Here is a 13,059-nt window from a genome sequence, read left to right on the forward strand (position 1 = left end):
TCACCAGGAAAAACGGACCCCCATGGGAAACAAGGTGCCCAGGGCGACCGTGAACGCTGTCCCGCGCCCCGGCGGTTCGTGCTCACCCTAGTTGCGAAATGCCAGCCCGGCAGGCACCACAAGCACTCAACCCCGTGCGGGATACTTAAGACATGCAGCCGCGCAAGATCGTCCTCCTCGGGTCCACAGGTTCCATTGGCACGCAGGCGATTGAGGTCGTCGACGGCGCCCCGCACCTTTTTGAGGTCATTGCGCTGAGCGCGGGCGGTGGCAACCTCGAACTCCTCGCCCGGCAAGCCGTCCACACCCGGGCCCAAGCCGTCGGCACCGCGTCCGGCGACGCGACGGCCCTCCAGACGCTGATCGACGACGCCGCCCGCGCCCAAGGGGTGAACGGCTACCGTCCCGAGATCATCACCGGGCCGGACGCCGCCACCCGGATTGCCGGGATCAAAGCCGACGTGGTGCTTAACGGCATTACCGGTTCCATCGGCCTGGCGCCCACCCTGGCGGCGCTCAAATCGGGCGCGACCCTGGCGCTGGCGAACAAGGAGTCCTTGATTGTCGGCGGCGCCCTGGTCAAGGCCGCCGCCCGAGAGGGCCAAATCGTCCCTGTTGATTCCGAGCACTCGGCTATCGCCCAGTGCCTGCGCGCCGGGACCGCGGCCGAGGTGGATCGGCTGGTCCTCACCGCTTCCGGCGGCCCCTTCCGCGGTATGAGCCGGCACGAGCTGCGCACTGTGTCCCCGCAGGACGCCCTCGCCCACCCCACTTGGGATATGGGCCTGATGGTCACCACCAACTCCGCCAGCCTGGTGAATAAGGGCCTGGAAGTGATCGAGGCGCACCTGCTCTTTGACATCCCGCTGGAGAAGATCGACGTGGTGGTCCACCCGCAGTCCGTCGTCCACTCCATGGTCCAGTTCATCGATGGCTCCACCATCGCCCAGGCTTCCCCGCCGGACATGCGCCTTCCGATCGCCCTGGGCATCGGCTGGCCGGACCGGGTGCCGAAGGCCGCGCAGGCCTGTGATTGGAGCAAGGCCACCAGCTGGACCTTCGAACCGCTGGACACCGCGGCGTTTCCCGCCGTCGGGCTGGCGAAGCATGCCGCAAAACAGGGGAGCACCTTCCCGGCTGTCTTCAACGCAGCGAACGAGGAAGCCGTGATGGCCTTCCACGCAGGCCGGATCCGGTTCACCGATATCGTCGATACGATCGAAGCAGTCCTCAGCGAACACACAGGATCCTCCAAGCTGACCTTGGAGTCCGTGTTGGATGCTGAACGATGGGCACGAGCCCGCACCCACGAACGTTTAGCCATCAGCAGCGTCTAGGAAGCAGCAAATTACGCCCATGAGCCCCGTCCTTCTCTTTATCCTCGGTGTCGTCTTTGTGGCGATCGGCATTGCCGTGTCCATTGCCCTGCACGAAGTGGGGCACCTGCTGCCTGCCAAGCTGTTTAAGGTCCGCGTCACGAAGTACATGATCGGCTTCGGCCCCACGGTTTGGTCCAGGAAGAAGGGCGAGACCGAGTACGGCTTCAAGGCACTCCCGCTGGGCGGGTTTGTCTCCATGATCGGGATGTACCCGCCGAACAAGGAGGATGGCACGGTACGTCCCTCCAGCACCGGTATGTTCCAGTCCCTGGCTTCGGACGCCCGGTCGCTCGCGCATGAGGAAGTCGGACCCGACGACGGCAACCGCGTCTTCTACAAGCTGCCGGCCTGGAAGAAGATCATCATTATGCTTGGCGGCCCGGCCATGAACATGCTGATCGGGCTCGCGCTGACGGCCGTGCTGCTGATGGGTTTTGGCATCGCCACCCAGACCACCACGATTGCTGATGTCTCCAAGTGCCAGGTCAAGGCCGGCGAGACCGTGGACCCGAACTCCGCTGACTGCAAGCTCACGCCAGCAGCCGCCGCAGGCCTGTTGCCCAATGACGTCATCACCTCCTTCGACGGCAAGTCCGTCTCCAGCTGGGACGAGCTCACCGGCTGGATCCGCGCGTCCGCGGACAAAAAGGTTGCCATCACCGTGGAGCGCGACGGCGTTCCGGTCAGCACCACTGTCACCCCCGTGCTCTCTGCCCGCCCGGTCGTTGGGGTCGACGGCCGGCAGGCCAAGGGTGCCGACGGCACGCTCCAGTACCAGGACGTCGGCTTCCTGGGTGTCGGCGCCCAGACTGCCCTTGTCCGGCAGCCGGCATCGGCGGTCCTGCCCATGGCCGGAGAAAACATCAAGCAGATCGCCGGCGTTGTTGTGAACCTCCCGGCGCGTGTGGCCGGCGTCGCAAAGGCAGCCTTCAGCGATGAGCCCCGCGACCCCAACGGACCCATCAGCGTGGTCGGGGTGGGCCGGGTGGCCGGCGAGGTGGCCGCGATGGAGCAGGTGCCGATGCAGTCCAGGGTGGCCGCCCTGGTGGGCCTGCTGGCCGGTCTCAACTTCGCCCTGGCCGTCTTCAACCTCATTCCGCTGCTGCCGCTGGACGGCGGCCACGTGGCCGGCGCGCTGTACGAGGGCGCGCGCCGCAGGATCGCCAAGCTCTTCGGCCGCCCGGTTCCGGATGCGTTCGACATCGCCAAACTTCTCCCGGTGACCTATGTTGTCGCGGTGCTGCTGATGGGGATGGGCGCCTTGCTGATCTACGCGGACATCGTTAAGCCCGTCAATCTCTTCGGCTGACCCCGCCGCCTTCCGGCCGGCGGAAATCTCCCGTGAGGTTAGGGGCCGTGTTGACACAAAAGAGGACCAGGAAGACGGACCAGGCGACGCGCTGGAGGTCCCAAAGCGGCCACCACAGGATCATCTGTGCCCGGAAATACTAGGCCACTTAGGGGATTAACAGTCCCAGCCTGGGCGGCGAGCGCCATTCCACCCGGCGCGAGAGATCCAAGGTAGCTGCCAAAGACCGCCCAGGCGCCGAGCAGGAGCGGACCCACCTACAGCCGGGCTGTCTGCTCGCGGGACTCGGGGAGCGTGGCTCAGGCAGGCTAACCGGATGACGCTGTTTTTTCTTTATCAGCTCATTTCGGCTTATTTTTGGTAATCAGTTGAAATTGATTGATTCTAGAACATCACCCCTTTAGGGTAGGGCCATGTACGTAATGACAATCGACCAGCGCGGAAGCACTGCCGACGTCGACCGTGTCCCGGCCCTGCTGGCGGAACTGGCCGGGCTCTCCACGGCCGGACACTTCGAGCGTTCCGTGGGCGACGAAGTCCAGGGGGTCCTGGAGCGGCCGGGCGAAGTAGTGGAGATCGCACTGCACGCCCTGCGCAGCGGCCGCTGGTACGTGGGAATCGGGGTGGGGGCGGTGGATCTGCCGCTGCCGGCAAGCCCGCGGGAAGGTTCCGGTCCGGCGTTCGTAGCGGCTCGGGTGGCCGTGGAGAAGGCCAAATCCGGTTCCGCCCATGTGCCCCTCGCCGTCGCCTCGGGAGGATTGCGCCGGGGCGAGGCAGCACCCTCGCCGGCGGGATCCGCCGGCGCCAGTTCCTGCGCCAACGCCGAGGCGGTGCTGCGCCTGATCGGGCGGCTGGTCCAGGACCGGACGGCGGCACAATGGAAAGTCGTGGATGTGCTGCGCACCGTGCAGGACGGCCATGCGGGAACGCATGGAACGCAAAAGATCGCTGCCCGGCAACTGGGAATCACCGAGCAATCGGTCAGCCGTGCGCTGCTGCGCTCCGGCTGGCAGGAAGAATGGGCGGCGAGGCCCGCGGCCGAAATGCTGCTGGCCTTCGCGCAAGGAGTGATCGCAGGCACCAACGAGGCCACCATGGAGTCCACTACCGGCGCCAGCGAGCCGGTCCGTGCCGCGGCTTACCGGACCGCCGACCGTTTGGAAGGAGACCGGTGAACGCCCTCTGGATCACCCTCGCGCTGCTCATCGCAGGGTTCGCCGGCTGGCCCGTCACGGCGTTGGTCTTCCGGCTCGCCCGGACCATCGATGACCGGCAGGAAACAGGCGGCGGAGCGGGCGATCCGGCGAACGACCCCGCCGCGGACGTCACCGTTGCACCCTCAGTCCCGCTCGTACCAACAGCACCCGCCGGCATCGCGGCACCCGCCGGCACCGCAGCCGCCCCGGTGAGCAGCGTACGGATCCTGCGCGGTGGTGCGATCATCGGAGTGCTGGAACGCCTGGCGGTCTGCCTTGCAATCCTCGCCGGTGAGCCGGTCGCCATCGCGTACGTGGTAGCGATCAAGGGCCTGGGCCGCTTTGCCGAGCTCAAGGAGACACCGGTTGCTGCCGAGCGGTTTATCATCGGCACCCTGACGTCCCTGCTCTGGGCGGCCGGTGTGGCGGCCCTGGCCAAGGTTCTCCTCCTCGGTTAACGCTGTCCCGGATCGGTACCTGGCCGGCGGGGCGATAGTCTATCCGTATGACTGTTTTTGCTGTTGAGTACGTATACGACGCCGAATCCACCGAAGTCCGTGACGCTACCCGCCCGGCACACCGGGACTGGACCGCCGGGCTGGCCCAGGAAGGGACCCTGCTCGCCAGCGGCCCCTACGGTGACGGCGCCGGAGCCTTGCTGATCTTAAAGGCCGCCGACGAGCATGCGCTCAACGAGATCCTCAGGCAGGATCCCTTCGCCGCAGCCGGGGCCATCTCCGGCACCCGCACCACGGCCTGGGCGCCCGTCTCCGGACTCCTGGCCGCCCACGCCGCCTAGCCCCCGCCAGACCTACTTCGATACAAGGAGTCCATGTGACCTCGGTCAGCTTGGGAATGCCGTCAGCACCGCCCCCCGTCCTTGCGCCGCGGCGCAAGACCCGCCAGATCAAGGTGGGTTCGGTCGGCGTCGGCTCCGATTCGCCCATCAGCGTGCAGTCTATGACCACAACGCCCACCACGGACATCAACGCCACACTGCAGCAGATCGCCGAGCTCACGGCCTCCGGCTGTGACATTGTGCGCGTCGCCTGCCCGTCCGCGGACGACGCTGCGGCCCTGCCGATCATCGCCAGGAAGTCCCAGATCCCCGTAATCGCGGACATCCACTTCCAGCCGAAGTACGTTTTTGCCGCGATCGAGGCGGGGTGTGCGGCGGTGCGGGTGAACCCCGGGAACATCCGCAAGTTCGATGACCAGGTCAAGGAGATCGCCCGGGCCGCCAAGGACCACGGCACCTCGATCCGGATCGGCATCAACGCCGGATCGCTGGAGCCCGGAATCCTGAAGAAGTACGGCAAGGCCACCCCGGAAGCCCTCGTGGAATCCGCCGTCTGGGAGGCCTCGCTGTTCGAGGAGCACGGCTTCAACGACTTCAAAATCTCGGTCAAGCACAATGACCCGGTGATTATGGTCGCCGCCTACGAGATGCTCGCCGAACAGGGCGACTGGCCGCTGCACCTCGGCGTTACCGAGGCCGGCCCCGCATTCCAGGGCACCATCAAATCTGCCACGGCCTTTGGAGCCCTCCTCTCCCGTGGCATCGGTGACACCATCCGGGTCTCCCTTTCGGCCCCTCCGGTGGAGGAAATCAAGGTGGGCAACCAGATTCTGCAGTCGCTCAACCTGCGTCCGCGCAAGCTCGAGATCGTCTCCTGCCCTTCCTGTGGCCGCGCCCAGGTGGACGTGTACACGCTGGCTGAGCAGGTCACGGCAGGACTGGAGGGGATGGAAATTCCGCTGCGCGTGGCCGTTATGGGCTGCGTGGTCAACGGCCCCGGTGAAGCCCGCGAAGCGGACCTTGGGGTAGCATCCGGCAACGGCAAGGGCCAGATTTTCGTGCGCGGAGAGGTTATCAAGACTGTCCCGGAGGACCAGATCGTTGAGACACTGATCGAGGAAGCCATGCGCATCGCCGAAGAGATGGGGGAGGCCGATGGCGAAGATGCTGTCAAGGGTAGCCCCGTGGTTAGCGTCTCGTAAGGACGGCGCCGCGGCCGGCGTCACGGTCCGGAGCCTGGGGGGTTCGGATACTTCCCAGCTCCTGGCCCTGGCCCGGCAGGACGTCGTCGCCAACGTTTTTATCCTCTCGCACCTGGCAACCGCCGGTTCGGCTGCTCCCACCACGGGAGGCGCCAGCATCTTTGGCGTGTTCGACGGCGGCACCCTGCTCGGAGCCTGTTGGGCCGGGGCCAACCTGGTGCCGGTGCAGCTGGACCCCGATTTTGCGGGCGCGGTGGCAGCCGCCGCCCACAGCTCGGGGCGCCGGTACGCCTCGATTTTCGGTCCTGCCGACACGGTGCTTGCCCTGTACGCCGGGCTGGAAGTCTTCGGCCAGACGGCCCACGAGATCCGCGCGAACCAGCCGCTGATGACAATTGCCGGCCCGCCCGCCGTGACCCCGAACCCGCAGCTTGGTTTTAGCCAGCTCGCCGACTTCGACCGGATCCTGCCCGCCTGCGCGGCCATGTTCGAGGAGGAAGTGGGCTATTCACCCTATCTCGGTGGCCGCGAGTATTACGGCCGGAGGGTCAAGGGCCTGATCCGTGAGGGTCATTCCATGGTTCACCTGAACCAGGCGCGCGAGGTGGTTTTTAAAGCCGAGCTCGGCGCGGTCACTTCGGAGGTGACGCAGGTCCAGGGAGTCTGGATGAACCCGGAGTTTCGCGGCCAGGGCCTCAGCGCAGGCTACATGGCGGCAGCTGTGGTGCTGGCCCAGTCCCTTGCCCCGGTGACCAGCCTTTACGTCAACAACTTCAACACCCGGGCCCGCGCCAGCTACGAGAGGGTGGGCTTCCGGCAGGCAGGCACGTTCGCCACAGTGCTTTTCTGAGTGCTGGCTCTTGTTTTTGTGCCCCGGGTCACATATCTTCGGACTACCGTGCCGCATCGGCACGCGTTTCCGCGGGTGCAAGTGCCGGGATGCAGATGCCCAGAGGGCAACACCGGGAACCCGCAGCCGAAGGTTTGGCGGAATCGGGGGTCCGCAGGGCCACGCCATGACAGGATGACCAGCCGGAAACGGCCAGGGGCTTCCGTCAGTTATGGCGTGGCTCTCCTGCATCCGGGCTGACGGTAGATTAGTACGTAGACTCTTGTGCCGGCTGTGCCGGTACTGCTGATTCACAGCATTGCTGCTTTGCCCTGCACCTTCCCAGAAACGGATAGATACCTCGTGGTCCTTCGACTCTCCAAGCTGTTCCTGCGCACCCTGCGTGAAGATCCCGCCGATGCCGAAGTGGCCAGCCACCGGCTCCTGGTCCGCGCCGGGTACATCCGCCGGGCCGCCCCGGGCATCTACACCTGGCTTCCGCTGGGGTTGAGCGTACTGCGCAAGGTGGAGGCCGTCATCCGCGAGGAAATGTCCGCGATCGGCGCTCAGGAAGTGCACTTCCCGGCACTGCTGCCCAAGGAACCCTACGAAGTGACCAACCGCTGGACCGAGTACGGCGAGGGGATCTTCCGGCTCCAGGACCGCAAGGGTAACGACTACCTGCTGGCGCCCACACACGAGGAAATGTTCACCCTGCTGGTCAAGGACCTGTACTCCTCGTACAAGGACCTTCCGCTGAGCATCTACCAGATCCAGAACAAGTACCGCGATGAGGCGCGGCCCCGGGCCGGCCTGCTGCGCGGCCGCGAGTTCATCATGAAGGACTCCTACTCCTTCGACGTTGACGACGCCGGCCTGGACGCCAGCTACGCCGCACACCGCAGCGCGTACCTGAAGATCTTCGAGCGCCTCGGCCTCGAAGTGGTCCCGGTCGCAGCCACGGCGGGAGCCATGGGCGGGTCCAAGAGCGAGGAATTCCTGCACCCCACGGAGATCGGCGAGGACACCTTCGTCCGTTCCGCCGGCGGCTACGCGGCCAACGTCGAGGCCGTCACCACAGTCGTCCCGCCGGATATCGACTTCAGCAACGCCCCCGCCGCGCAGGTGCGGGACACTCCGGGCACCCCCACCATTGATACGCTCGTCGACGCCGCAAACACCCTGGTGCCCCGCGCTCCGGCCGACGGCGGCGCCTGGACCGCAGCTGACACGCTGAAGAATGTTGTCCTTGCCGTCACCCTGCCGACCGGCGAACGCCAAATCGTAGTGATCGGCGTGCCGGGCGACCGCGGAGTCGACCTCAAGCGGGTGGAAGCGAACATCGGTTCCTTCCTGCCCATCGGCGGCGAAATCATGCTTGAGGCCGCCAACGAAGAGGACCTCAAGAAGCAACCCCTTATCGTCAAGGGCTACATTGGCCCGGGCTTGACCCTTGATGCGGCCCTGCTGGGCGCCGAGGGCTCCGCCAAGCTGCTCTACCTCGTGGATCCCCGGATTGTGCGCGGCTCCGCCTGGGTTACCGGCGCCAACCAGGCTGGCAAGCACGTCTTTGGGCTGGTAGCAGGCCGCGACTTCGGCTGGGACGGCGTCATCGAATGCACCGAGGTACGGGCCGGCGATGAGGCCCCCGATGGCTCCGGACCGCTGGAAACCGCCCGGGGCATTGAAATGGGCCACATCTTCCAGCTCGGGCGCAAGTACGCCGAAGCGCTCGAACTGAAAGTCCTTGACCAGAACGGCAAGCAGGTGGTTGTTACGATGGGTTCGTATGGCGTCGGCGTCACCCGCGCCGTCGCGGCGCTGGCCGAATCCAACCACGACGACAAGGGCCTGATCTGGCCGCGCGCCGTCGCACCGGCAGATGTCCACGTGGTGGCCGTTGGCCGCGGCGAGGAGATCTTCGCGGCCGCGGAGAAGCTGGCCCTTGAGCTGGAAGCCGCGGGCCTCGAGGTGATTTACGATGACCGCCCCAAGGTGTCCCCGGGTGTGAAGTTCGGCGACGCCGAGCTCGTCGGTGTGCCGACAATCCTCGCCGTGGGGCGTGGACTGGTGGACGGAGTCGTCGAGATCAAGGACCGCCGCAGCGGCCATGCCGAAAACGTCCCCGTTGCGAAGGCAGTCGACTATTGTGTCGACGCCGTCCGTAACAGCTAACGCGCGGCAGCGGCAGGCGTGGTGTCCGGGCTTGAATCGGTAGAGCTCAGCACGCTGATCCTGATTGTGGTCGCCGGCTTCGGCGCGGGCTGGGTCGATGCCGTGGTCGGCGGCGGGGGATTGATCCAGCTGCCGGCCATGCTGCTGGTCCCGGGCATCAGTCCGGTGCAGGCCCTGGCGACAAACAAGATGGGGTCGATTTTCGGCACCGGCACCAGTGCCGTCACGTATTACCGCCGGGTCCGGCCGGATCTTCGCACCGCCGTGCCGATGGCGGTGATCGCGATGGCCGGCAGCTTCGGCGGGGCGGTGCTCGCCGCGAACCTCCCTGCGAGCGTCTTCAAACCCATCATCGTGGCCGCGCTTGTCGCCGTCGCACTTTTTACTGCGCTGCGGCCCAACGTCGGGGAACTGACCCAGCTGCGGCACAGCGGTCACCGGCACTATGTGCTGGCGTGCCTGATCGGCGGTGTGATCGGCTTCTACGACGGCCTGATCGGGCCCGGCACCGGCTCGTTCCTGATCATCGCGCTTGTTTCGGCGATGGGGTACGCCTTCCTCGAAGCAAGTGCCAAGGCCAAAATCGTGAACATGGCCACCAACGCCGGCGCCCTGCTGTTTTTTGTCCCGCACGGGGCGGTGCTCTGGGGACTCGGACTGGTCCTGGGCCTGGCGAACATGGCCGGCGGCTACCTCGGAGCCCGGACGGCCGTTAAACAGGGGAGCAAATTCATCCGCATCGTGTTCCTGGCGGTCGTCGGAGCGCTCATCATTAAGCTCGGAACGGACATCTGGCAGGACAGCGTCAGGTAGCCCGCGCGTCCGCCCCAAGCGTCGCCCCAAGCCTCGCCGGGGACTCCCGCTGGCGTGCCCGCCGGCGTAGCATGCAGCTATGTCAGCACCTGAAGAACGCTACAGCGGTGCCCTCGAAGCTGCGGCCCGGCACACCCGCCAATGGCTGCAAAGCCAGGACACCCGGCATGTTGGACCGCGGATGACCGCGGCGGACCTGGCCGCAGATTTCGGCGGCCCGCTGCCGCTGAGGGGAACCCCGGCGGTGGAGGTAATCGACTACCTGGCAGCCAAAGCCGAACCCGGGCTGATGGCGATGCCGTCCGGACGCTTCTTCGGCTGGGTCATCGGCGGCACCTTGCCGGCCGCACTCGCCGCGGATTGGCTGGTCAGTGCGTGGGACCAAAACGCCGGGCTGCGCTTAGCCACTCCTGCGACGGCGGCCATCGAGGAAGCCGCCGGCAAATGGCTGCTCGAATTGCTGGACCTTCCCGGCGAGTCCGACGTCGGCTTTGCCACCGGCGCCACGATGGCGAACTTCACCGGGCTGGCAGCGGCCCGATGGCGCCTGCTGGCGGACGCCGGCTGGGACCTCGACGTCGACGGGCTCTCCGGCGCCCCCCGGATACAGTGCTTCGTGGGCCAGGAACGGCACGACACCATCGACCTGGGCCTCCGGTATCTCGGGCTGGGCAGGCCCACTGCCATACCTGCGGACCGGCAGGGCCGCATTGACCCGGCCGAACTGGACCGCGCGCTGGACCGCGCCAGCGACGCTGCCTCCGGGTCAGCCCGCGCCCCGCTGCTGGTCTGCCTGCAGGCGGGAAACCTGCACTCCGGCGCCTTTGATCCTTTTGCGGAGGCAATCGCGGTGGCAAAAGCGCACGGCGCCTGGGTCCATGTGGACGGGGCCTTCGGACTCTGGGCCGCCGCGGTGCCGGAACTGTCCGCCCTGACCGCCGGACTGCGGGGTGCCGATTCCTGGGGCACCGATGCGCACAAGACCCTCAACGTGCCCTACGACTGCGGGATAGCCGTGGTCCGGGATGCGCAGGCGCTTCGCTCGGCCATGGGCGTGCACACCAGCTACCTGATGCAGGACGCCGACGGCGCGGCCGACCCCTTCGAAACGGTCCCGGAGCTGTCCCGCCGGGCCCGCGGGGTGCCGGTCTGGGCGGCGCTGAAGTCGCTCGGGCGGGACGGCGTCGCCGGCCAGGTCCGGGGGCTGGTGCTGCACGCCAAGGAATTGGCGGAGCGGCTCGCCGCGCTCGACGGGATCGAAGTGCTCAACGACGTCAACTACACCCAGGTCTCGCTGGCCTTCGGCGACGACGCCACTACCCGCGCGGTGACCGCCAGGATCATCGCCGACGGCCGGGTCTGGATGTCCGGTTCGCGCTGGCGCGACCGCGACATCCTGCGCATCTCCGTCAGCAACTGGAGCACGGACGACGCCGACGTGGCAGTCGCCGTCGACGTCGTCAGGGACGCCCTGGCCGAGGTCCGCGGGCCGAACCGCTAGCTGCCTGCTTCGCCCGGCGCCGGCAGGTCGTGTGCCGCGGGGAGCTCCGGCAGCGGCTTGCCCGCCAGGGTGCTGGCCACCCAGAGCGAACGGGCGAGGTCCCCTTTGTGGCGGCGTTTGGAGGCGTAACAGAGGGCGTTGTCAACCTCGCGGGCCACGCTCCATTGCCGGGCGACGTCGGCGTCGAGGCCGGCGGCAAGGCTGAGGTCCCGGCACCGCTGCCGCAGGCCCTCTTCCGGATGCGCCCGCGGCAACTCACGGATCCGGTTCCACAGCAGGGGTGCCACCGCGAATTCCGCCTCGCCGAGCATGGGCTGGGGATCGATTGCGGCCCAGCTGCGGGCCTCCTCCTGGCCGGCTTCCCCGGCGGCTTCCCCGTGTGGCCGGGCCAGGACGTTGAGGTAGTGCAGATCGGTGTGGACCAGCACATCCCGCCCCGCGCGGCGGCCGACGGCCCCGCGGGTCTGGCAAACCTCCAGCGCCGCTTCCAGCAGCCAGCGCGGGAACGGCCGGCCCAGCCGTTCCCAGTTCTGCGGCAGCTCGTCACTCCACTGTTCGGCCCGTGCTGCCACATGGCTGAACTCCCGCCATTGCGGCCCGACGCCGGGCACCAGGCTCAGCCGGCGAACCAGGGCACCCCACACCGGGACCGCCACGTCCATGGGCTGGTCCTGGAGGGACCGGACGGCGTCCAGGCGCTCCAGCAGCAGCGCCCCCGCACCGGCATCATTGGCCAGCAGCCGGACCGCACCCTCGCCCTTCCAGAGGGCGAGGGCATGCGGTTCCGCCAGCGCATCCTCATGCGGAAAGGCGATCTTCAGGACGGCAGCTTCCCCGGCGCCGGCCCGTCCGGTGCCGGCTTCAGCGCGCACCGGGACCACAATGGCGCCGTGGCCGTTCCAGGGCAGGGCGCCGGGAGCAAGGTCAAGTTCGAGCTGCCACCGGCCCAGGCATTCCCTGATCAGCCGGGGGAGCGAGGCCAGCCAGTCGCGGCCGCCGGCGCTTCCGCCGTAGCGGCGGCTGAGGTCGGTCGGAATCGGGAGGTCTGCAGGCTGGCTCATCGGTCCAGCGTAGTGGCGGGTATCAGGCGGTGATGCCGCTGGCGCCGAGCCAGCTGCCGATCAGGAAGGTCGCGATGAGGGCCGCCGCACCGCCGATCACCACACGGAAGGCCGCCTTCGACTTCGAACCGCCGCCGATCCAGGCGCCGATGGCTCCGGTCAAGGCCAGCGCCACCAACACTGCCACGAAGGTCAGCGGGACCCGGATGTTCTCCGGCGGCAGCAGGATGGCGAGCATGGGCAGGATCGCACCGATCAGGAAGGCAGCTGCGGAGGCGAAGGCAGCGTGCCACGGGCTGACAATGTCGGTCTCGTCGATGTGGAGTTCAGCAGACAGGTGCGCGCCAAGCGCGTCGTGCGCTGTGAGTTCCTTGGCCACAGTGCGGGCGGTGTCGGCGCTGAGGCCCTTGCCCTGATAGATGGCGGCGAGTTCCTCGAGCTCCTCTTCGGGCTGTTCGGCCAGCTCGCGGCGTTCCTTTTCGATCAGCGCCTGCTGGCTGTCCTTCTGGCTGCTCACTGAGACGTATTCGCCAAGCGCCATGGAGATGGCGCCACCGACGACGCCGGCGGCACCGGCGACGAGGATGGGACCGGAGTCCGTGGTGACGCCGGCGACGCCGACCACAATCGCAGCGACGGAGACGATACCGTCGTTGGCGCCCAGCACACCGGCGCGAAGCCAGTTCAGGCGGTGCGCGATGTCGCTGTGGTGGGGCTCGTTCTTGTGCTGGGTGGGGGCCGCTTGACTGTCCATGCCTACAGCAAAGCACCGGCGCCACCGAACCACCAGTATTA

The 13,059-nt window shown here is 67.3% G+C and carries 12 protein-coding genes; 10 read left to right on the forward strand and 2 right to left on the reverse strand.

All coding sequences use genetic code 11. The features are described 5' to 3' along the window. The first annotated feature begins 152 nt into the window (after positions 1 to 152). From dxr to QI450_RS04095, 10 genes are all read left to right on the forward strand, one after another. Positions 153 to 1,337: a 1-deoxy-D-xylulose-5-phosphate reductoisomerase gene (gene dxr / locus QI450_RS04050; RefSeq protein WP_226774237.1), complete on the forward strand. Its 1,185-nt coding sequence runs from the start codon at positions 153 to 155 to the stop codon at positions 1,335 to 1,337. A 19-nt stretch (positions 1,338 to 1,356) separates the two neighbouring features. Further along, on the forward strand, positions 1,357 to 2,688 hold the full coding sequence (locus tag QI450_RS04055; protein ID WP_226774236.1) for a M50 family metallopeptidase: 1,332 nt from the start codon (positions 1,357 to 1,359) through the stop codon (positions 2,686 to 2,688). A gap of 413 nt (positions 2,689 to 3,101) precedes the next feature. Next, positions 3,102 to 3,863: a MarR family transcriptional regulator gene (locus QI450_RS04060; RefSeq protein ID WP_226774235.1), complete on the forward strand. Its 762-nt coding sequence runs from the start codon at positions 3,102 to 3,104 to the stop codon at positions 3,861 to 3,863. Then, positions 3,860 to 4,342, forward strand: a complete 483-nt coding sequence (locus QI450_RS04065; RefSeq protein WP_226774234.1) for a hypothetical protein — start codon at positions 3,860 to 3,862, stop codon at positions 4,340 to 4,342. Before QI450_RS04060 ends, QI450_RS04065 begins: the two co-directional genes overlap by 4 nt. Before the next feature lie 47 nt (positions 4,343 to 4,389). Continuing rightward, complete coding sequence (locus tag QI450_RS04070) at positions 4,390 to 4,683, forward strand: YciI family protein (protein ID WP_226774233.1); 294 nt, start codon at positions 4,390 to 4,392, stop codon at positions 4,681 to 4,683. Positions 4,684 to 4,718: 35 nt separating this feature from the next. Further along, positions 4,719 to 5,885 carry a flavodoxin-dependent (E)-4-hydroxy-3-methylbut-2-enyl-diphosphate synthase gene (ispG, locus tag QI450_RS04075; RefSeq protein ID WP_226774232.1) on the forward strand — a complete coding sequence of 389 codons (1,167 nt, stop codon included), beginning with the start codon at positions 4,719 to 4,721 and terminating at the stop codon, positions 5,883 to 5,885. Continuing rightward, positions 5,848 to 6,735: a GNAT family N-acetyltransferase gene (locus QI450_RS04080; RefSeq protein ID WP_226774278.1), complete on the forward strand. Its 888-nt coding sequence runs from the start codon at positions 5,848 to 5,850 to the stop codon at positions 6,733 to 6,735. The genes ispG and QI450_RS04080 overlap by 38 nt, the downstream gene beginning before the upstream one ends. A gap of 342 nt (positions 6,736 to 7,077) precedes the next feature. Next, complete coding sequence (locus QI450_RS04085; RefSeq protein WP_226774231.1) at positions 7,078 to 8,889, forward strand: proline--tRNA ligase; 1,812 nt, start codon at positions 7,078 to 7,080, stop codon at positions 8,887 to 8,889. Between the two features lie 18 nt (positions 8,890 to 8,907). Next, the gene (locus tag QI450_RS04090; RefSeq protein WP_226774230.1) at positions 8,908 to 9,702 is read left to right on the forward strand and encodes a TSUP family transporter; all 795 of its coding nucleotides are present in this window, start codon (positions 8,908 to 8,910) and stop codon (positions 9,700 to 9,702) included. 79 nt (positions 9,703 to 9,781) lie between these two features. Next, entirely contained in the window at positions 9,782 to 11,203 is a 1,422-nt protein-coding gene (locus tag QI450_RS04095; RefSeq protein ID WP_226774229.1) for a pyridoxal-dependent decarboxylase, read from the forward strand. On the opposite strand, the gene QI450_RS04100 is transcribed toward QI450_RS04095, so the two are convergent. Both QI450_RS04100 and QI450_RS04105 read right to left on the reverse strand, forming a co-directional pair. Beyond that, positions 11,200 to 12,264, reverse strand: a complete 1,065-nt coding sequence (locus tag QI450_RS04100) for an aminoglycoside phosphotransferase family protein (RefSeq protein ID WP_226774228.1) — start codon at positions 12,262 to 12,264, stop codon at positions 11,200 to 11,202. The genes QI450_RS04095 and QI450_RS04100 overlap by 4 nt on opposite strands. A 22-nt stretch (positions 12,265 to 12,286) precedes the next feature. Continuing rightward, a complete protein-coding gene (locus QI450_RS04105; RefSeq protein WP_226774227.1) occupies positions 12,287 to 13,018 on the reverse strand; it encodes a VIT family protein in 732 nt (243 codons plus the stop codon). Positions 13,019 to 13,059 lie beyond the last annotated feature (41 nt).

The organism is Arthrobacter sp. EM1, from assembly GCF_029964055.1.
In the GTDB taxonomy this organism is placed as follows: domain Bacteria; phylum Actinomycetota; class Actinomycetes; order Actinomycetales; family Micrococcaceae; genus Arthrobacter.

Bases quoted from the DNA above. Each gene is read 5' to 3' on its own strand.
- dxr (WP_226774237.1), top strand. From the start codon at position 153: ATGCAGCCGCGCAAGATCGTCCTCCTCGGGTCCACAGGTTCCATTGGC.
- QI450_RS04055 (WP_226774236.1), top strand. From the start codon at position 1,357: ATGAGCCCCGTCCTTCTCTTTATCCTCGGTGTCGTCTTTGTGGCGATC.
- QI450_RS04060 (WP_226774235.1), top strand. From the start codon at position 3,102: ATGTACGTAATGACAATCGACCAGCGCGGAAGCACTGCCGACGTCGAC.
- QI450_RS04070 (WP_226774233.1), top strand. From the start codon at position 4,390: ATGACTGTTTTTGCTGTTGAGTACGTATACGACGCCGAATCCACCGAA.
- QI450_RS04080 (WP_226774278.1), top strand. From the start codon at position 5,848: ATGCTGTCAAGGGTAGCCCCGTGGTTAGCGTCTCGTAAGGACGGCGCC.
- QI450_RS04095 (WP_226774229.1), top strand. From the start codon at position 9,782: ATGTCAGCACCTGAAGAACGCTACAGCGGTGCCCTCGAAGCTGCGGCC.
- QI450_RS04100 (WP_226774228.1), bottom strand. From the start codon at position 12,264: ATGAGCCAGCCTGCAGACCTCCCGATTCCGACCGACCTCAGCCGCCGC.
- QI450_RS04105 (WP_226774227.1), bottom strand. From the start codon at position 13,018: ATGGACAGTCAAGCGGCCCCCACCCAGCACAAGAACGAGCCCCACCAC.